This window comes from Bradyrhizobium sp. BR 10289 (assembly GCF_019455385.1).
Taxonomy (GTDB): Bacteria; Pseudomonadota; Alphaproteobacteria; order Rhizobiales; family Xanthobacteraceae; genus Bradyrhizobium.
Genome location: NZ_JACOFR010000015.1, coordinates 23,633 through 43,111, shown reverse-complemented (window position 1 = coordinate 43,111; position 19,479 = coordinate 23,633). Strand labels below are relative to the sequence as shown.

The 19,479-nt window shown below is 65.5% G+C and carries 13 protein-coding genes; 9 read left to right on the top strand and 4 right to left on the bottom strand.

What is annotated here, in order from left to right; all coding sequences use genetic code 11:
* Nucleotides 1-45: 45 nt before the first annotated feature.
* Together HYH08_RS23145 and HYH08_RS23140 are read left to right on the top strand one after the other, a co-directional pair.
* Nucleotides 46-1,842, top strand: coding sequence for an adenylate/guanylate cyclase domain-containing protein (locus HYH08_RS23145; RefSeq protein WP_220012137.1), 1,797 nt, complete (start codon nt 46-48; stop codon nt 1,840-1,842).
* 203 nt (nt 1,843-2,045) lie between these two features.
* A complete protein-coding gene (locus HYH08_RS23140) occupies nt 2,046-4,853 on the top strand; it encodes a di-heme-cytochrome C peroxidase (RefSeq protein ID WP_220012136.1) in 2,808 nt (935 codons plus the stop codon).
* Nucleotides 4,854-5,058: 205 nt separating this feature from the next.
* Here HYH08_RS23140 and HYH08_RS23135 read toward each other — a convergent pair whose 3' ends face one another.
* The gene (locus HYH08_RS23135; protein ID WP_220012135.1) at nt 5,059-6,006 is read right to left on the bottom strand and encodes an alpha/beta fold hydrolase; all 948 of its coding nucleotides are present in this window, start codon (nt 6,004-6,006) and stop codon (nt 5,059-5,061) included.
* A gap of 220 nt (nt 6,007-6,226) precedes the next feature.
* On the opposite strand from HYH08_RS23135, the gene HYH08_RS23130 reads away from it, so the two are divergent.
* A complete protein-coding gene (locus HYH08_RS23130) occupies nt 6,227-6,697 on the top strand; it encodes an Hsp20 family protein (RefSeq protein WP_220012134.1) in 471 nt (156 codons plus the stop codon).
* A gap of 156 nt (nt 6,698-6,853) precedes the next feature.
* On the top strand, nt 6,854-7,624 hold the full coding sequence (locus tag HYH08_RS23125; protein ID WP_220012133.1) for an alpha/beta fold hydrolase: 771 nt from the start codon (nt 6,854-6,856) through the stop codon (nt 7,622-7,624).
* A gap of 60 nt (nt 7,625-7,684) precedes the next feature.
* Here HYH08_RS23125 and HYH08_RS23120 read toward each other — a convergent pair whose 3' ends face one another.
* Complete coding sequence (locus HYH08_RS23120; protein ID WP_220012132.1) at nt 7,685-8,431, bottom strand: hypothetical protein; 747 nt, start codon at nt 8,429-8,431, stop codon at nt 7,685-7,687.
* Here HYH08_RS23120 and HYH08_RS23115 point away from each other — a divergent pair.
* The 3 genes from HYH08_RS23115 to HYH08_RS23105 all read left to right on the top strand — a co-directional run bounded on the left by HYH08_RS23115 (nt 8,430) and on the right by HYH08_RS23105 (nt 15,248).
* A complete protein-coding gene (locus HYH08_RS23115) occupies nt 8,430-8,609 on the top strand; it encodes a hypothetical protein (protein ID WP_220012131.1) in 180 nt (59 codons plus the stop codon). The genes HYH08_RS23120 and HYH08_RS23115 overlap by 2 nt on opposite strands.
* A gap of 312 nt (nt 8,610-8,921) precedes the next feature.
* Nucleotides 8,922-13,655, top strand: coding sequence for a glutamate synthase large subunit (gene gltB, locus HYH08_RS23110; protein WP_220012130.1), 4,734 nt, complete (start codon nt 8,922-8,924; stop codon nt 13,653-13,655).
* A gap of 141 nt (nt 13,656-13,796) precedes the next feature.
* A complete protein-coding gene (locus HYH08_RS23105; RefSeq protein WP_220012129.1) occupies nt 13,797-15,248 on the top strand; it encodes a glutamate synthase subunit beta in 1,452 nt (483 codons plus the stop codon).
* Between the two features lie 204 nt (nt 15,249-15,452).
* Here HYH08_RS23105 and HYH08_RS23100 read toward each other — a convergent pair whose 3' ends face one another.
* Nucleotides 15,453-17,210 carry an outer membrane beta-barrel protein gene (locus HYH08_RS23100; RefSeq protein ID WP_220012128.1) on the bottom strand — a complete coding sequence of 586 codons (1,758 nt, stop codon included), beginning with the start codon at nt 17,208-17,210 and terminating at the stop codon, nt 15,453-15,455.
* 189 nt (nt 17,211-17,399) lie between these two features.
* On the opposite strand from HYH08_RS23100, the gene HYH08_RS23095 reads away from it, so the two are divergent.
* Nucleotides 17,400-18,407 carry a KpsF/GutQ family sugar-phosphate isomerase gene (locus HYH08_RS23095; RefSeq protein ID WP_220012127.1) on the top strand — a complete coding sequence of 336 codons (1,008 nt, stop codon included), beginning with the start codon at nt 17,400-17,402 and terminating at the stop codon, nt 18,405-18,407.
* Between the two features lie 36 nt (nt 18,408-18,443).
* On the opposite strand, the gene HYH08_RS23090 is transcribed toward HYH08_RS23095, so the two are convergent.
* Nucleotides 18,444-18,995, bottom strand: a complete 552-nt coding sequence (locus HYH08_RS23090) for a carboxymuconolactone decarboxylase family protein (RefSeq protein ID WP_220012126.1) — start codon at nt 18,993-18,995, stop codon at nt 18,444-18,446.
* Nucleotides 18,996-19,068: 73 nt separating this feature from the next.
* Here HYH08_RS23090 and HYH08_RS23085 point away from each other — a divergent pair, with 73 nt between their 5' ends.
* Entirely contained in the window at nt 19,069-19,392 is a 324-nt protein-coding gene (locus tag HYH08_RS23085; protein WP_220012125.1) for a winged helix-turn-helix transcriptional regulator, read from the top strand.
* The last annotated feature ends 87 nt before the right edge of the window (nt 19,393-19,479 follow it).

The window sequence follows — 19,479 nt, the reverse complement described above, 5'->3', positions numbered from 1 at the left end:
GCCGGTCCTTAGGTCCCTTACCAAGTCCCCTTGGAGCTCCGGATTATGGAAAGACGCCTGGCCGCCATCGTCTGCGCCGATGTCGCCGGCTATTCGCGCATGATGGGCAGCGACGAAGCCGGCACCCATGCCGCCTTCAAGGCCCATCGCAGCGCGATCCATCCCATCATCCTCAATCACGGCGGCCGCGTCGTCAAAAACACCGGGGATGGCTTCCTGCTGGAGTTTCCCTCCATCGTCGGCGCCACCGAAGCGGCGGTCGCGATGCAGACGCTGATGGCGGAGCGCAACCGTCATCTGCCGGCCGAGCGCGCCATGCAGTTCCGGCTCGGCATCCACATGGGCGATGTCATCGCCGACGAGGACGAGGTGTTCGGTGACGATGTCAACATTGCCGTCCGCCTCGAATCCGTGGCGAGCCCCGGCGGCTTCGCCATCTCGGCCAAGGCCTATCGCGAGGCGAGCAAGCATCTCACCGTGCCGTTGACCGATGCGGGCAACCATCGCTTCAAGAACATCAAGGATGCGATCGGGGTCTGGACCTGGATGCCCGACGGCGCGCCGGCCCTCGCCCCCGAGCTGCGGGAGACCTCCGCCCTCTCGCAGCAGTACCGCACCGCGATCGTCGGCGTGCTGCCCTTTGCCAATCTCAGCGACGCCCAGGACGAATATTTCTCCGACGGCCTCACCGAGGACCTGATCCACGCGCTCTCGCTGCAATCCTTCTATCGCGTGCTGAGCCGCAACTCGACCTTCCCGTTCAAGGGCAAGAATGTGAGCACGCGCCTGATCGCGCGCGAGATCGACGCCACCTATCTGGTCCAGGGTTCGGTGCGGCGCGCCGGCGCCAAGATCCGCGTCACCGCCGAGCTGATCGCGCCGGAGACCGGCGAGCAGCTCTGGACCGGGCGCTACGACCGCGACATCGGCGATTTGTTCGCGATGCAGGACGAGATCACCACCAATCTGTCCGCCGCCATCGCCACCGAGATCGTCCGGGCCGAGGCCTCGGCACCGGCCCGGCTCTCGACCGACGTCAGCGCCTGGGACCGTTTCCTGAAAGGGCTGTCACACTACTACCGGCAGACCAAGGAGGACCTCGGCGCCGCCGTCGCCCTGTTCCGGGAGGCGATCCAGCTCGATCCTAAACTGTCGATCGCACACGCCTATCTCGCCACGATCCAGATCCAGAGCATCCAGTTCGGCTGGGTCAAGGGCACGCGGGAGATGTGGGCGGAGGCGATGAACCTCGCCGAGACCAGCGTCCGGCTCGACCCGCGCTCCTCGTTCGCGTTCTCGATTCTGTCCTGGGCCCATGCGATGGAAGGACATTACGAGGCGGCGATGGACGCCGCCAAGCGCGCAGTCGCGCTCAACCCGTACGACAATGGCGCGCGCGGCGTGCTCGGCATCTGCCATTTCGTGATCGGCGAGCACCGCGAGGCGATCGAGCTGTTTTCGATGGCCTCGCAGCGCGACAACAGCGATCCGCGCTACCAATGGGCGGCGCTGAACGCCTTCAGCCATTATCTGCTGAGGCAATATGACGCGACGCTGTCATGGGCCCGCGAGCAGCTCTACATCAACCCGAACCACATGCAGGCGCTGGCGATCCGCGCCGCGGCGCTGGCGCAGCTCGGGCGGAACGACGAGGCCTTCGAGGCCGCCCGTGTCCTGATGGGCAACTACCCGAGCCTGAATGTCGACCGCCATTTGCGCAATTTCCACTGGAAGCGGCCCGAGGATCTCGCCCATTACCGCGAAGGCCTGCTGAAGGCCGGCGTGCCGCTCGGCAAGCTGACCCTGGTCCAGAGCAACCTCAAACGCGCCGCCGAGTCCTGACACCTCGCGATCGCCGCCTCCGATCAATCTCGTGACCGCTTTTTCTGGCGACATCACACCGGCCTTTATTGACACGACAGTGAATTCGGCCACACTTCATTGCACGCTGAAGTAGTACAGCCTGCTGTCGGTTTGTTAGGACTTTGCGCGCTTGATCGGCGCGCTTTCATTTTGCGATTCGCTATTTTTCAGGAATCCGGGCCATGAACGACCCCGCGGCGAAGCCCCCCTTCAATCCCTCGATCCCGGTCTCGGCAGACAATCCCTGTCCCTTCCTGCGCGGCCTCGTCGGCGAAGGCTTCATCGACGGCGGCACCGTCCCGCTCCGGACGCTGTCACAGACCATCGCGAATGCGAGCGGCGAGGTCGGGCTGAAGAAGGTCTCGGCCCGCTTCCAGGTCCGCGGCATCGCGCTGATCGCCAACGGCGCCTGCCACATCCTGCAGAGCATCTTCTGGGGCGCGCAGCTCAATCGCCTGCGCGGCGGCCCGCTCGACAAGCTCGGCGCCGGCTCGCGCATCCTCGGCGTCGACGGGATCGTCAACGAGGACCAGATCGCGCGGCTTGCCGGTTTCGGCAGCACCTATGCCAACCCCGACGGCGGCACGGAGGTCGGGCTCAACGCCTCGCAAATCCAGACCTTCATGAAGGACAATCTCAAGCGCGCCGGCCATCAGGCGCGCTGGTATTACCCGATCCTGATGAAATTCGAATGGCCGGTCCTGCTCAGGATCATGGGCAAGGGCGAGGGTGACGACCGCTATCTCAGCGTGGCCGAGGTGAGGACATTGTTCAACGAGCGCAAATTCCCCGACAGGGTCACCCAGCGGATCGTAGCCCAGCCGGTCACGCCGCCTTCGCTGATCCTGCGCGCGATCGGCGGACTCGCCGCCGCACTCTTCATCTTCGGCGTCGTGGCGCTGCGCTTTCCCGATCAATTCCAGCCGATGCTGCCCCACTTCATCGGCCAGCTCGTGGCCCCACCCTTGCCGAAGCTGGTCGAACCCAAGGCGGCGTACTGGCTCGAGCAGAACTGGGCGCTGGAGGACCGGCACTGGTTTCATCACGCGAGCCAGGGCACCGCGACCTTTCCGGTGCCCTATACCTGGTTCATGGCACTCGAGCAGCCGCGGCTGCACTTCTTTGCCAAGCCCGGGATGCTGCACGACAGCGACCATCTGCAGCGCTTCGGCTTCATCCCGAGCCCGCAGACGATCGACACGGACGACACCACGCTGCGCCGGTTCGGCTATGCCAATGTCTACGACAAGACGAAGCCGGTGCCCGCGCGTCTCTGGGATCCGCCGGTCGACTGGGGCAAGCAGGCTGAAAACGTCGACGGCCTGCCCGTCGGCTTTGCCCGCATGACCGGCGTGCCCGATCCTGCCACCGGCCAGATCGGCGAGGACCGGATCGGCCTGACCTGCGCCGCCTGCCACACCGGCCAGATTCATTACAAGGGCATCGACATCCGCTTCGACGGCGGCCCGGCGATGACCGACCTCAGGAGGCTCGAGGTCACGACCGGGCTGTCGATCGCCTATACGCTCTTCGTGCCGGGCCGCTTCACGCGCTTCGCCGACCGCGTGCTCGGCGCCTCCGCCAGCGACGCGGATCGCGATGCGCTGAAGCAGAAGCTGAGCGCGATCGGCACCTTCCTGAAAGACTGGGAAGCGACCTACGACAAGACCATCGCGGGCAAGACGCGGTTCAACGAGAAGACGAAGCAGAACGAGCCGCAGACCGACACCGAGGAAGGATATGGCCGCCTCGACGCGCTCAACCGCATCGGCAACCAGGTCTTCTCGCAGGACATGGCGCTCAGCGGCCTCAGCGGTTTCGAGAAAAACCTGCATGCCAAGGACGCGCCGGTCAGCTTCCCGCCGATCTGGACAGTGCCCTGGCTCAAATACGCGCAATATGACGCCTCGATCGAGCAACCGCTGATCCGCAATGCCGGCGAAGCGCTGGGCGTGACCGCGCTGCTCAATTTGTCCGACAAGACGCCCGAGGACACGCTGTTCCGCTCGTCGATGGACATCAGGAATCTGAACTGGATCGAGGGACTGCTGAAGGGGTCGGCGCCCTATCCGAAAAAGCAGCTCTCCGGACTGACATCGCCGAAATGGCCATCGGACATCATCGGCGATGAAGCCTGGAAGATCGATGGCGACCGCGTCAAGAACGGCCGCAAGCTCTACGCGCAGATCTGCGCCGAATGCCATCTCGGGCCGGTCAACGATCCCGTGTTCGACGCCGAATTCCCGGAGCAGAGCATCTGGTCCTCGCCGCGCTGGAAGGCGATCGGGGACGACAAATTCCTGAATGAGGTCCAGAAGGGCGTCAAAGGCATGGGGACCGATCCCGCCCAGGCCAATGTGCTCGCGACGCGCACGGTCCAAGTGCCCGGCTTTCTCAAGCTCGATCCCACGCAGAAGCTCAATGCCTGGTGGGGCTGCAAGCTGAAGGACTATTCCTCGACCGACATGCCGTACTCGGTCGGCCTGATGGTGCTCGTCGACATCGTCAGCCGCAAGGCGATGAAGGATGCCAACATCAGTGGGAAGGAGCAGGAGGAATGGTGGGGCAAGCGCCAGAACTGCCCCAACCCCGGTCCGCAGCCGCCCGACAAGCCGGAGCCGCCGCCCTGGTATCGCGCCCGCCCGCTCAACGGCGTCTGGGCCACCGCGCCTTACCTGCACAACGGATCGGTGCCCTCGCTCTGGTGGATGCTGAGCCCCGCGGCCGATCGCCCCAAATCATTCTGCATGGGAGGCGGCCGCGACTACGATCCGAAGCAGGTCGGCTTCGCGGTCACCGACGGCGAAAGCTGCAAGACCGGGCAGTCGCGCTTCTCGACGCGCGCGGATGACGGCACCGAGCTGTACGGCAACAGCAATCTTGGCCATTCGTTCGAGGGCAATGGGCCGCCGCACAAGGACGGCGTCGTCGGCCGCAAGCTGGAAGAGGAAGAGCGCAAGGACCTGATCGAGTATCTGAAGAAGCTGTGAGCTGCCTTCTTACCTCGCCCCGCTTGCGGGGAGAGGTCGGATTGCATCGAAGATGCAATCCGGGTGAGGGGGTACAGGCATCACGACGATCTCATTTGCGGAGAGAGGCCCCTCACCCCACCCTCTCGCCGCATCCGCCTTCGCCCGAAGGCGGGCTTCGGCGAGACAACGGGGCGAGGGAGCGCACCCCCTTCGCGGATGTATCTCACCCGAACAGCGGCGTGCCCGGCACGAACGCATCGAACGCGGCCCAGAACTGGGAGCGGTAGCGGTCCTGCTCCTGGAGGATCTCGTGCTTGGAGCCCGCGATCACGAGATGCGAGCCGGCACGTAAGTGATAGGCGAACTCCTCGATCGCCGCGGTCGAGACCACGGTGTCGTTGGAGGCGGCCAGCATCAGGATCGGCTGGCGGATCTCGGAGGGGTAGTTTTTGCCCTTGAAAGTGTGCATCGCGCGGAAGGCGGTATCGGCCCAGGCGACCGTCGGTGACGCCAGCCCGAGCGTCGGGTCTTCCTCCAGGATCGCCGCGTTGCGCGCGTAGCGCACGGGATCGCTGGTCAGGGGATTGTTGATGAAGGGATTGAGCCCGGTGATCTGGTCGCTGCCGCCGGGGACATAGTTGCCGCCCATCCCCATCAGGCGCATCGTCTTCAGCAGCGCCCGCGCCGGCAGCGAGGTGGCGCGGCCGGGCAGGTCGATCATCGGCGCCGAGAGCACCATCCGGTCGAACCAGCGCTTGCCGGCATGCGCCACGCGCAGCATCACCGTGCCGCCCATGGAATGGGCGAGCGCGAAGAACGGCGGCGGGCAATCCGGCAGCACCACCTGCTGCACGAAGGTCTCGACGTCGATCTCGAACTCGGCGAAGTCGCGCACATAGCCCTTGCGCGGATCGCGCAGGCGGCGCGAGGAATGCCCCTGCCCGCGCCAGTCGATCATCGCCACCGCAAATCCGCGGTCGCGCAGGTCGCGCACGGTCTCGAAATATTTCTCGATCTGCTCGCTGCGCCCGGTGAAGACGCAGACCGTGCCCTTGCGGTTCGCCGGCGGCGCCCAGCGCGCGAAGCGCAGCTCGACGCCATCAGGGGTCTTGATGGTACCGCTGACGACGTCTTCAGGAACGGGATTGGACGGGATCGAGACCAGCGTCATGATTGGAAAGTGCCTGGGCCCAAAGTGCTGGGAATCAAGGGGCGGGAGCGCCGAAAAGGGGCCGATGCCGCCCTCTTGAACGCCGTCTGGACCCACCCATATCACCTCAGTGCAGGCCGCTACCAGTGTTTCGGAACCGGAACATCAGGCTGCACACAGACTAAAGCCCGGCCCGATTGGCGGGCGGGTTACCAGCAGTCGCTCAATGGAGGACTTGACCATGCGTACTTACGACCTGACTCCGTTTTACCGTTCCACCGTCGGCTTCGACCGCCTCTTCAACCTGCTCGACCAGGCCAGCTCGGACGGCAGCCCCGGTTATCCCCCCTACAACATCGAGCGCACCGGCGAGAACGCCTACCGCATCACCGTTGCGGTCTCGGGCTTCGCCAAGGACGAGCTCTCGATCGTCGCGAAGGAAAACACGCTGACGATCAAGGGCGAGAAAGTCGCCAATGAGAACTCGAAAGCCGAAGTGCTCTACCGCGGCATCGCCGCCCGCGCGTTCGAGCGCGCCTTCCAGCTTGCCGATTTCGTGCAGGTGAAGGATGCCTCGCTCGAGAACGGCCTGCTTCATGTCGACCTCGTCCGCGAGATTCCCGAGGCCAAGAAGCCGCGCCAGATCGCGATCAACACCAACGCGCCGAAGGCGCAGGTGATCGAGAACTCGGCCGCGCAAGCCGCCGCGTAAATTACGCGACGTCACTTACAGGTTTGAGAAAGCGCCCCGGTGCCCCGGGGCGTTTTTTCGTTTCGCAACGCATCACAGACCGGTGAGGAGGCGTAACGAGGCCGCCTCACGCGCCGTCCTTTGGGCATCGAACCCAGAATGAGACGGAGAATGATCATGACACTTTGGCGCAGCCTTTTCGTCGCCGCGAGCCTCTTGGCAGCCCCGCTCGGCCTTGCTCACGCGCAGACGCCGCAAACGGTGAAGGCGACGAATGTCGTGCTGGTGCACGGCGCCTGGGCCGACGGCTCGAGCTGGTCGGAGGTGATCCCGATCCTCCAGGCCGCCGGCCTGCACGTCACGGCGGTGCAGAATCCGCTGTCATCGCTGGCGGACTCCGTCGAGGCCACCAAGCGCGCGCTGGCCGAGCAGGACGGGCCGACCGTGCTGGTCGCGCATTCCTGGGGCGGCACCGTCATCAGCCAGGTCGGAAACGACCCCAAGGTCACCGGCCTCGTCTACATCGCCGCGCGTGCGCCCGACGCGAACGAGGATTTTGTGGCGCTGTCAAAACAGTTTCCGACCGGACCGGCACGCGCCGGCATCGTCGAGCGCGACGGCTATACGAAGCTGTCGGAAGACGCCTTCCTGAAATATTTCGCCAATGGCGTGAAGCCGGAGCAGGCCAAGGAGCTCTACGCCGTGCAATGGCCGACGGCGGCCTCGATCTTCGCCGGCCGCACCACGGAAGCGGCATGGCATTCCAAGCCGAGCTGGTACGCGGTGTCGAAGAACGACGGCACCATCAATCCCGATTTCGAACGCTTCCTCGCCAAGCGCATGAACGCGACCACTATCGAGCTCGACGCCGGCCACCTCTCGCTGGTGTCGCATCCGAAGGAGGTGGCGAAGCTGATTTTGGAGGCAGCGGGGTATCCGCGGAGCTAGGTTCAGCCGCAGTTACGCAAAAGCGCCCGAAGTTTTTCGGGCGCTTTTTTGTTGTGTCGCCTAGTCCAATCCCTGCGCTGCCGGCATCTCCTGCGTCGGCAGGATGGTTGCTGCCGGCTTGGACTGGCCGACGGTTGCTGGCGGCGTTGCCTCCGCGGGCTTCGCCTGCACGGCCGCCGTCTGCTGCGCGGGTTGAGCCTGCGGCGCCTGTTCGGCCGGCTTCGCGGCCGCGACCGGCGTCTCGGCCCGCTGCGGCGCTGCCTTCGGCAGCGGCACCGCGCGGCTGGCGACATGCGGGATCGGCGCGGGCGGACGCGGCGGGCCGCTGCGGACCAGGGTCGGCGGCGGCAGTGCGCTCTGCGGACGGTAAGGTGCGACCGCAGGCTCCTCATAGGCCGGCGCCATGCCATAAGCGTCGGCATTCGGCATGAAGCGGATGATCCGTCCGTCGCGAGCGTCGATCACGAGGCGGCCGTCGTCGCCGCGGCGGTCGATCACCGCGATGGTGTAAACGCTGCCGCGCAGGCGCGGGATACCGAGCGGCGAGAAACCGTTTTCGCGCAGCACCGCGTAGACCTCGGTCGACGGCAGCAGCGCCGGGGCGGGGCCGCGTTCGTCGTAGCCATAGCCGTAGCCGTAACGCGGCGGCGGTGGCGTGGCGGCCTCCGGAGGCGCGTAGGGTCCGTCGAAATCCGACACCGCGATCATGGCCCCGCCCGCGATACCGCTCGGTGGAACTTGTGCCTGAACCGCAGTCGCAGCCAGCACCAGCGCGGCGGCGGCCACACATCCTGTGAAAAACTTCATGGTCGAGACGCTCCTGTCAGGCCCCAATGCGGTGCGCTCTTTCGCTTCTTGCGGCGTGGCGCGCCTTTCGAAGGGGCGTTCCGAAGCTTCATTCGGGATTTCGGCGCCTGAAGGGCCGGATCAGGGCGCGTTTGCTTCAAAACCGGGGCTGCGCAACTTTCGGAAAGCGATCGATTGACAGATGAGGAATCGGGACTTTCGCGCGCTTGTGTGATAGACAAAAATTTGGCAAGGTGGTGTTTAGGACAGGAAGACTGTCTCAATTTTGCTTGCGGTTCCGGCATAGGGATTGCAACGAAAGTCGGTGCTTCCGAGCACCAAGAAGGCAACAGGCAAAGCCGTTCTCGGGGACGTAGAACGCCTAGGCCTGAATTTAAGAAAATGCGGCTCGCAACGGACGAGCGGTGACCCAGAGGCGGGTGCCGCGGAACGCCCAAGGTGCGCCGTAGGGAGCGGTGAGGCAGCTTGCCGCATGGAGAGGATTGGAACAATGAACGGGTCGCAATTCGAGCGCGGAAACATCGAGGCAGAGCAGCTGTCGGCGACGGTCGCCTCGAAAACGACCGATCCGATTCAGGAACACAATTCGCGCCCGCCGGCCGAAGGCCTCTACGATCCGAGCCTCGAGAAGGACAGCTGCGGCGTCGGCTTCATCGCCAACATCAAGGGCAAGAAGTCGCACGAGATCGTCGCGGACGCGCTCAACATTCTCTGCAATCTCGAGCACCGCGGCGCCGTCGGCGCCGACCCGCGCGCCGGTGACGGCGCCGGCATCCTGGTGCAGATCCCGCACGCCTTCTTCGCCCGCAAGGCCAAGGAGAACAAGTTCGAGCTGCCGGCTCCTGGCGAATACGCCATCGGCGCGCTGTTCATGCCGCGCGACACCGCCTGGCGCAACGTCATCAAGAGCATCATCGCCGACCAGATCAAGGAAGAGGGCCTGACTCTGCTCGGCTGGCGCGACGTGCCGACCGACAATTCCTCGCTCGGCGTCACCGTGAAGCCGACCGAGCCCGCCTGCATGCAGGTGTTCATCGGCCGCAACGGCACCGCCAAGACCGAGGACGAGTTCGAGCGCCGGCTCTACATCCTGCGCAAGTCGATCTCGCAGGCGATCTACCAGCGCCGCGACCGCGGCGGCGCCGGCTATTATCCCTGCTCGATGTCGTGCCGCACGGTCATCTACAAGGGCATGTTCCTCGCCGACCAGCTCGGCAAGTACTATCCCGACCTGCACGAGCCGGATTTCGAGAGCGCGCTCGCGCTGGTTCACCAGCGCTTCTCGACCAACACCTTCCCGGCGTGGTCGCTGGCGCATCCCTATCGCATGATCGCGCATAACGGCGAGATCAACACATTGCGCGGCAACGTCAACTGGATGGCGGCGCGCCAGGCATCGGTGAGCTCCGAGCTCTACGGCAAGGACATCAACCGGCTCTGGCCGATCTCCTATGAAGGCCAGTCGGACACCGCCTGCTTCGACAACGCGCTCGAATTCCTGGTGCAGGGCGGCTACTCGCTGCCGCACGCCGTCATGATGATGATCCCGGAGGCGTGGGCCGGCAATCCCCTGATGGATGAGAAGCGCCGCGCCTTCTACGAATATCACGCCGCGCTGATGGAGCCGTGGGACGGCCCCGCCGCGATCGCCTTCACCGACGGCCGCCAGATCGGCGCCACGCTCGACCGCAACGGCTTGCGGCCGGCGCGCTATCTCGTCACCAAGGACGACCGCATCGTCATGGCGTCCGAGATGGGCGTGCTGACGATCCCCGAGGACCAGATCATCACCAAGTGGCGCCTGCAGCCCGGCAAGATGCTGCTGGTCGACCTCGAGCAGGGCCGTCTCATCCCCGACGACGAGATCAAGGCCGAACTCGCCCGCAGCCATCCCTACAAGGAGTGGCTGGAGCGGACCCAGATCGTGCTGGAAGAGCTGCCGAAGGTGGCGACGACGGGCGTGCGCTCGAACCTGTCGCTTTTGGATCGCCAGCAGGCGTTCGGCTACAGCCAGGAAGACATCACCATCCTGATGACGCCGATGGCGGCTACCGGCGAGGAGGCAGCCGGCTCGATGGGCAACGACACGCCGATCTCGGCACTGTCGGACAAGGCCAAGCCGCTGTTCACCTACTTCAAGCAGAACTTCGCGCAGGTCACCAACCCGCCGATCGACCCGATCCGCGAGGAGCTGGTGATGAGCCTCGTCTCCATCATCGGGCCGCGGCCGAACCTGTTCGACCTGCAGGGCCTTGCGACCACCAAGCGCCTCGAAGCGCGCCAGCCGATCCTCACCGATGCGGACCTCGAGAAGATCCGCTCGATCTCCGATGTGGCGGACACGCACTTCAAGTCGCGCACGCTGGACACGACCTTCCACTCCGGCCTCGGTGCCGCCGGCATGGACCAGGTGCTCGATGAGCTCTGCGCACGCGCCGAAGCTGCGGTGCGCGAGGGCGTCAACATCATCATCCTGTCCGACCGCATGGTCGGCACCGACCGGGTGCCAATCCCGTCGCTGCTGGCCTGCGCCGCCGTGCATCATCATTTGATCCGCACCGGCTTGCGCACCTCGGTTGGTCTCGTCGTCGAATCCGGCGAGCCACGCGAGGTGCATCACTTTGCGTGTCTGGCCGGCTACGGCGCCGAAGCGATCAATCCCTATCTCGCGTTCGAGACCATCATCGCGATGAAGGACCGCCTGCCCGGCTCGCTCGACGACTACGAGATCGTCAAGCGCTACATCAAGTCGATCGGCAAGGGCCTGCTCAAGGTGATGTCCAAGATGGGCATCTCGACCTACCAGTCCTATTGCGGCGCGCAGATCTTCGACGCGGTCGGCCTCAAGGCCGATTTCGTCGCAAAGTTCTTCGCAGGCACGCATACCCGCGTCGAAGGCGTCGGCCTTGCCGAGATCGCCGAGGAAGCCGTGCGCCGTCATGCCGACGCGTTCGGCGAGGCGCTGGTCTACAAGACCGCGCTCGATGTCGGCGGCGAATACGCCTATCGCAGCCGCGGCGAGGACCATGCATGGACCGCCGAGTCGGTCGGCCTGCTGCAGCACGCCGCCCGCGGCAATTCGCTGGAGCGCTATCGCGCCTTCGCCAAGATCCTGAACGAGCAGTCGGAGCGCCTGCTGACGCTGCGCGGCCTGTTCCGGATCAAGAGCGCGGACGAAGAGAAGCGCAAGCCGATCCCGCTCGACCAGGTCGAGCCGGCCAAGGACATCGTCAAGCGTTTCGCCACGGGCGCGATGAGCTTCGGCTCGATCTCGCGCGAGGCGCACACCACGCTCGCGATCGCCATGAACCGAATCGGCGGCAAGTCGAACACCGGTGAAGGCGGCGAGGAAGCCGACCGCTTCAAGCCGATGCCGAATGGCGACAGCATGCGCTCGGCAATCAAGCAGGTCGCCTCGGGCCGCTTCGGCGTCACCACGGAGTATCTCGTCAACTCCGACATGATGCAGATCAAGATGGCGCAGGGTGCCAAGCCCGGCGAAGGCGGCCAGTTGCCCGGCCACAAGGTCGACGCGACCATCGCCAAGGTGCGTCACTCGACCCCGGGCGTCGGCCTGATCTCGCCGCCGCCGCACCACGACATCTATTCGATCGAGGATCTGGCGCAGCTCATTTACGATCTCAAGAACGTCAACCCGACCGGCGACGTCTCGGTCAAGCTCGTTTCCGAGATCGGCGTCGGCACGGTCGCCGCGGGCGTCGCCAAGGCACGCGCCGACCATGTCACCATCGCGGGTTTCGAGGGCGGCACCGGCGCTTCGCCGCTGACCTCGATCAAGCACGCCGGTTCGCCCTGGGAGATCGGCCTTGCCGAAACCCACCAGACGCTGGTGCGCGAGCGGCTGCGCAGCCGCATCGTGGTCCAGGTCGACGGCGGCTTCCGCACCGGCCGCGACGTCGTGATCGGCGCGCTGCTCGGGGCCGACGAGTTCGGCTTCGCCACCGCGCCCTTGATTGCGGCCGGCTGCATCATGATGCGCAAGTGCCATCTCAACACCTGCCCGGTCGGCGTCGCGACGCAGGACCCCGTCCTGCGCAAGCGCTTCACCGGCCAGCCCGAGCACGTGATCAACTACTTCTTCTTCGTCGCGGAGGAAGTGCGCGAGATCATGGCCTCGCTCGGTTTCCGCACCTTCAACGAGATGATCGGCCAGGTGCAGCTGCTCGACCAGACCAAGCTGGTCGCGCATTGGAAGGCCAAGGGCCTCGACTTCTCGAAGCTGTTCGTCAAGCAGAAGGAAGAGAAGGGCCAGAAGATCTATCACTCCGAGCGCCAGAACCATCATCTGGAGGCGGTGCTCGACCGCACGCTGATCGAGAAGGCGCAAGCAGCGCTCGACCGCGGCGCGCCGGTGAAGATCGAGGCCGCGATCAACAGCACCAACCGCTCCGCCGGCGCCATGCTGTCGGGCGCGGTCGCCAAAATCTACGGCCATGCCGGCCTGCCGCACGACACCATCCAGGTCAGCCTCAAGGGCACCGCCGGCCAGGCCTTTGGCGCGTGGCTCGCCCATGGCGTCACCTTCGAGCTCGAAGGCGAAGGCAACGACTATGTCGGCAAGGGCCTCTCGGGCGGCAAGATCATCGTCAAGCCGCCGAAGAACTCCGCGATCGTGCCGGAAGAGAGCATCATCGTCGGCAACACCGTGATGTACGGCGCGATCGAGGGTGAGTGCTACTTCCGCGGCATCGCCGGCGAACGCTTTGCCGTGCGCAACTCGGGCGCCGTCGCGGTGGTCGAGGGCGCGGGCGATCATTGCTGCGAATACATGACCGGCGGCATCGTGGTCGTGCTCGGCAAGACCGGGCGCAACTTCGCGGCCGGCATGTCCGGCGGCATCGCCTACGTGCTCGACGAGACCGGCGACTTCGACAAGCTGTGCAACATGGCGATGGTCGAGCTCGAGCCGGTACTGTCGGAAGAGATGATCAACGCCGACGCGTATCACGCCTCCGGCGATCTCGAGGCGCATGGCAGGGTCGACGTGTTCAAGAACCTGCTCGCCTCCGACGTCGAGCGGCTGCACGTGCTGATCTCGCGCCATGCGAAAGCGACCGGCTCCAAGCGCGCCGCGGACATCCTTGCCAATTGGAAGGACTGGCTGCCCAAATTCCGCAAGGTGATGCCGGTCGAGTACCGGCGCGCGCTGCGCGAGATGGCCGCCAACGCGGACGCCGAGCCGAAAATCGCGATCGGGGCGTAAGGCAACACACTCCGTCATTGCAAGCGAAGCGAAGCAATCCAGACTTTCTAACTCAATGCGGACTGGATTGCTTCGTCGCTTCGCTCCTCGCAACGACGAGAAGAAACAAAACGAATTTAAGCGGCAGGGACTTCGGGTTTAATGGGCAAGATCACGGGTTTTCTCGAAATCGAACGGCACGACCGCAAGTACACCCCGGTCGCCGAGCGCGTGAAGCATTTTGGCGAGTTCGTCGTTCCCTTGACCGAGAAGGAAACGCGCGACCAGGCCGCGCGCTGCATGAATTGCGGCATCCCCTATTGCCACGGCACCGGCTCGGTCGCGCCGGGCACGCCCGGCTGCCCGGTCAACAACCAGATCCCTGATTTCAACGACCTCGTCTATCAGGGCAATTGGGAAGAAGCCTCGCGCAACCTGCACTCGACCAACAATTTCCCGGAGTTCACCGGCCGCATCTGCCCGGCGCCGTGCGAAGCGTCCTGCACGCTCAACATCGACGACAACCCCGTCACCATCAAGACGATCGAATGCGCGATCGTCGACCGCGCCTGGGACAATGGCTGGCTGAAGCCTGAGGTCGCAGCCCACAAGACCGGCAAGAAGATCGCCGTGATCGGCTCCGGCCCGGCCGGCATGGCCTGCGCCCAGCAGCTCGCGCGCGCCGGTCACGACGTGCACGTCTACGAGAAGTACGCCAAGGCCGGCGGTCTTCTTCGTTACGGCATTCCCGACTTCAAGATGGAGAAGGGCATCATCGATCGCCGCGTCAAGCAGATGGAGGCCGAAGGCGTTACCTTCCACTACAACAGCCATGTCGGCGCCGATGGCAACGTCGATCCGCGCGAGATGCTCAACGAGTACGACGCCGTCGCGCTGACCGGCGGCGCGGAAGCCCCGCGCGACCTGCCGATCCCCGGCCGCGACCTCGCCGGCATCCACTACGCCATGGACTTCCTGCCGCAACAGAACCGCCGCGTCTCGAGCGAGCCGCTAGGCGGCGTCCAGGAGATCCTTGCCGGCGGCAAGCACGTTGTCGTCATCGGCGGCGGCGACACCGGAAGCGACTGCATCGGCACCTCGCTGCGCCAGGGGGCGCTCTCGGTGACCCAGCTCGAAATCATGCCCGCCCCGCCCGAGCGCGAGAACAAGGGCCTGACCTGGCCGAACTGGCCGCTGAAGATGCGGACGTCCTCGAGCCAGGCCGAGGGCGCGATCCGCGAATTCGCCGTGCTGACCCAGACGTTTTCCGGCGAGAACGGCCGGGTCAAGAAGCTGCACTGCGTGCGCGTCGACGACAAGTTCAAGCCGATTGCCGGCACCGAGTTCGAGCTGAACGCCGACCTCGTCCTGCTCGCGATGGGCTTTGTCCATCCCGTGCACGAGGGGCTCTTGAAGCTGCTGTCAGTCGAGCTCGACCCGCGCGGCAACGTCAAGGCCAACACGCTCGACTACCAGACCTCGCGCCCGAACGTTTTCTCCGCCGGCGACATGCGCCGCGGCCAGTCGCTGGTGGTGTGGGCGATCCGCGAGGGCCGGCTGTGCGCAAGGTCGATCGATACGTTTTTGATGGGAAAGACGGATCTGCCGCGGTAGGCGACGGCTCGCTCCATCTCCAGCTCAGCAAACGCTGTCATCGCCCGCGAAAGCGGGCGATCCAGTATTCCAGAGACCGTTGTGGTCAATTGAGTAGCCGCGGCGTACTGGATGCCCCGGTCAAGCCGGGGCATGACACCGGAGCGGGTGGCGAGAGCGGAGCGAGCTAAGCCGCACGCGCTCGAACGCAACCGACGGCGCCCGCTAATTCTGCAATCTCACCCCCAGCATCACCACCGTGCCCTGCGAGCTCGAGCCCGCCTGGTTCGAATCCAGGATGTCGTGGCGCAGCGTGCCCTTGATCCAGATGTTGCGGTTGAGCTTGTAGATCAGGTTGCCTTCGAGCGAGTAGGTTTTGTCGTTGCGGCCCTGGTTCTGGTAGTCGTAGGTACCGTAGGTGAACTTGCCCACTGCCGTGAGCCAGCGGCGGAAGTCGTGATCGACTTCGATGCCGTAGGTGTGCACCAGGACGCCTGAGGAGCCGGCGACGGTGGTCTCGGCGATCTGCGTGTCGGTGGCCAATTTCACCGTGGTCAGGCCGCTGGCGTTCCAGATCAGCGAGCCCGCGGTCAGGAAGCCGGAGAGCTGGCTGAGCCGCGGGTCGGTGTAGCTGCGCGCGGAATAGCCGACAGAGACTTCGCCGGTGAGGATGCGCGAGAATTCGAAGGACGAGCCGACCTTGGCGTAGCCGCCGTTGGAATCGCGGAAGTAGCCGTTGCGGTCGGCGGCCTGGTCGTGGACGCGGGTGTCGCCCTGGACCTCGACGAACGGTTTCAGCCCCGGCTTCAGCTCGTAGGAGAAGCGGCCGACGCCGCCATACTGGTTGAAGTCGCGATCGTTGTTGCTGAAGGTCGAACCGTCGGTGAGCTTCGAATCCGTGTAGGCGGTGCGATCAACGGTGGCGCCGGCGGCGACCTGGAAGCGGTTGAAGGTCTGGTCGAAGCCGAGCGTGGTGCCGTAGGCGGCGTAAACGGGGTATTTCTGCAGGCCGGCCTGCACGTTCGGGCTGCCGGGATTGTCGGTGGCGAGCCGCAGGCGCAGTTGCGAGGTCAGCTTGAGATCGCGGTTGACGTCGATGCGGCCGTCGACATGGCCGTTGAAATCGGGGCGGTCGACCTCGACCGGCGAGGGCGAGGCAAGGCCATCGATCGTCGCCGGCATGTTGTTGGTGTAGCCGTTGAACGAGCCGCGCAGATCCGCGACCAGCGCGTGACGCTCCCAATCGGACTGGATGAGCAGATCGGGCGCGACGACGTAAGCCGGCGAGCCCACGGGCTTGTTCAGGCGCGCCGGGTTGGTGTCATAGCCGGCGGATAGCTCGAGCCCGCCCTTGATCAGGAAACTGCCGGCGTAATCGCCGACCGCGCCGAACGCATCGTCATCGGCCTTGAGGCGGCGGCGGAGCGGCTGGCCGGGTACGTTGCCGGCCATCGCCGGGGCGACCGGCGTCTTGTGCGCGGTCTCGGACGGCGGCGGCGCAATGCGCGGCGGGCCGAGCGTCGTCACGGGTGTTCCGGGCGGCGGCGGCGAGCCGGGCCCGGGCGGGCGCTTCGGCTTGGGCTGGCCGGGATAGAGCTTTGGCTGCTGCCGTTTGCGATTGAGCGAATCGTAGCCAGAGCCGCTGGCGCCATTGGCCGCCGGCAACCCGTAGGTCGGGACCTGGCCGACGCGCGAGGTCGCGGGCGCCTGCTGCTGGCGCCTGCGCGGATCGGCATTGGGATCGGGCAGCGCCGGCAGCGCGTCCGAGGGCGCCTGCGGCACGCCCGCCGTGCGGCGAGTCGGCAGCGTCTCGGGCGCGGCAAAGCCGCCGCGGTTGGGATTGAACAGGTCGGGCGTGAGGCTCTGGGCAACCGCTGGAGCGCTTTCCAGGGCCGTCAGCGCGAGGCAGGGGACAAGACACGGCAAAACGGCGCGCAGGAATTGCGCGCGTTTGCTCCGGCCCGTGCCTGGAGACGACCCCACGATGGAATAACTCCAACGAAATCAATTACTTTCGAGATGGCCTGCGCCGGCTGGCGGGAACCATCGTTAATGGAGTTAAAACAATTATGGTTAATGACCCGTTGAGGGCCTTGGATGCCCTCGTCGCCTCGCCCGCCGGGCCGTGCTAAGCAGGCGCCACTCTCCGCCCCTTTCCTCCTGGACGTGATCATGCCGAGCTCGAAACCGCTGATGACCGCATCATCCGCCCCCATCCCTGACAGCGTCCAATCCGCGCTCCGCACGCTGGAGACGGAGAGCAGCGGCATCAACGCCCTCGCCGCGGCGCTGCGCGGCCCGCTCAGCGAGACCTTCGCCAAGGCGGTCGACCTCATCCGCAACGCCAAGGGCCGCGTCATCGTCACCGGCCTCGGCAAATCAGGCCACATGGCGCGCAAGATCGCAGCGACGCTGGCCTCGACCGGCACGCCCGCCTTCTTCGTCCACACCGCCGAAGCCGCCCATGGCGACCTCGGCATGATCACCACCGACGACGTCATCATGGCGCTGTCCTGGTCCGGCGAGCAGCCGGAAATGAAGACGCTGGTGAACTATTCGGCGCGGTTTGCGATCCCGATGATCGCGGTGACGTCGAATGCGGCATCATCGCTCGGCCAGGCCGCCGACATCGTGATCGAGCTGCCGAAGGCGCGCGAGGCGTGCCCGCACAATCTGGCGCCGACGACGTCGACGATGATGCAAGTCGCGATCGGCGATGCCATCGCGATCGCGCTGCTGGAGGGACGCGGCTTCACCGCGCTGGAGTTCGCGCATTTCCACCCCGGCGGCAAGCTGGGTGCGATGCTGAAATTCGTCCGCGACTACATGCGCACCGGCGCGGAGATCCCGCTCAAGCCCGAGGGCACGCTGATGTCGGACGCCGTGGTGGAGATGTCGGCCAAGGGACTGGGCTGTGTCTGCATCGTCAACGCGGCGAACGAGGCCGTCGGCATCATCACCGACGGCGATCTGCGCCGTAACATGCGGCCCGATCTGCTGACGGCGTCGGTGGACGACATCATGACCCGGCAACCCAAGACCGTGCCGCCCTCGATGCTCGCCAGCGAGATGATCGAGGTGCTGAACACGCGCAAGATTACCACGCTGCTGGTGACCGAGGCGAACAAGGTGGTGGGGATCGTGCACCTGCACGACCTGCTGCGGGCGGGTGTGGCCTGATTTCTTCGCCTCTCCCCGCAAGCGGGGCGAGGGAGCCTACTGTGGAAACCGCGCCGCCTGCTCCTCCAGCGGCAGCTTCAGCCCATTCGCCAGATACGACACCGTGCGGTAGAAGCCGCACAGCAGCATGATCTCCAAAATCTGCGCCTCGTCGTGATGCGCCGACAGCGCGGCGAACTCCTCGTCGCTCAATGCCGCACGAAGATGCAACGCGTCGACGGCGGCGATCAGCGCCTGCTCGCCCGGTGACCAGCAGGCTGAATTCGCATCGCCCAGCACGGTCGCGCGCACCTCGTCCTCCGTGAGCTTCGCCGCGCGTGAGAAGATCGCGACATGCACGCCCCATTCATACTCGCATCTGTTCAGCGCGCAGGTGCGGTCGATGACGATCTCGCGCTGGCGCAGCGAGAGTGGACCTGGATCGAGGAGCCCGCCGGCGCGGAACTTGTCCCAGGCGCGGGCATGGCTCGCCATCACCCGGAAGAGCAGCAGCGGCGGCGCGCCGCGCATGATGCGGTCGAATTGCTGCTGGATCTCCGGGGGATAAGGCGGGGCGAGCGGCGCCATGCGCGGTAAAGCCTCGGACATCAGCCGTCTCCGTCGCTACAATAATCGTAGCAATATGCTACATTATCTGTAGCACCACGCAAGAGGGATTTCGATGGCGAAACAGGCCGGCCAGACACGCAGCGTCCGCGGCTCACGCAGCGGACGGCCGATCATGGCGCTGCTCGACCTGCTCGGCCGCCGCTGGGCCTTGCGGATCTTATGGGAGTTGCGCGAGGCGCCCCTCACCTCGCGCGCCCTGCGCACGGCCTGCGACGAGGCCTCGCCGACGGTGTTGCAGGCGCGGCTGACGGAGCTGCGCGAGGCGGGGTTCGTGGAGCTGGGCGACGGCGGGGGTTACGGGCTGACGACGCTCGGGCGGGAGCTGTGCGAGATGGTGATGCCGCTGCACCGGTTTGCCGAGAGGTGGAAGAGGTAGCCTGAAGAAGCAATCGCGCACTATTTCTTCCTTCTCCCCTTGTGGGAGAAGGTGGCGCGAAGCGCCGGATGAGGGGTTCTCTCCACG

Coding starts and splice junctions, on each gene's coding strand:
- HYH08_RS23140 (WP_220012136.1), top strand. CDS start 2,046: ATGAACGACCCCGCGGCGAAGCCCCCCTTCAATCCCTCGATCCCGGTC.
- HYH08_RS23090 (WP_220012126.1), bottom strand. CDS start 18,995: ATGTCCGAGGCTTTACCGCGCATGGCGCCGCTCGCCCCGCCTTATCCC.
- HYH08_RS23120 (WP_220012132.1), bottom strand. CDS start 8,431: ATGAAGTTTTTCACAGGATGTGTGGCCGCCGCCGCGCTGGTGCTGGCT.
- gltB (WP_220012130.1), top strand. CDS start 8,922: ATGAACGGGTCGCAATTCGAGCGCGGAAACATCGAGGCAGAGCAGCTG.
- HYH08_RS23105 (WP_220012129.1), top strand. CDS start 13,797: ATGGGCAAGATCACGGGTTTTCTCGAAATCGAACGGCACGACCGCAAG.
- HYH08_RS23130 (WP_220012134.1), top strand. CDS start 6,227: ATGCGTACTTACGACCTGACTCCGTTTTACCGTTCCACCGTCGGCTTC.
- HYH08_RS23135 (WP_220012135.1), bottom strand. CDS start 6,006: ATGACGCTGGTCTCGATCCCGTCCAATCCCGTTCCTGAAGACGTCGTC.
- HYH08_RS23095 (WP_220012127.1), top strand. CDS start 17,400: ATGCCGAGCTCGAAACCGCTGATGACCGCATCATCCGCCCCCATCCCT.
- HYH08_RS23085 (WP_220012125.1), top strand. CDS start 19,069: ATGGCGAAACAGGCCGGCCAGACACGCAGCGTCCGCGGCTCACGCAGC.
- HYH08_RS23145 (WP_220012137.1), top strand. CDS start 46: ATGGAAAGACGCCTGGCCGCCATCGTCTGCGCCGATGTCGCCGGCTAT.
- HYH08_RS23115 (WP_220012131.1), top strand. CDS start 8,430: ATGGTCGAGACGCTCCTGTCAGGCCCCAATGCGGTGCGCTCTTTCGCT.
- HYH08_RS23125 (WP_220012133.1), top strand. CDS start 6,854: ATGACACTTTGGCGCAGCCTTTTCGTCGCCGCGAGCCTCTTGGCAGCC.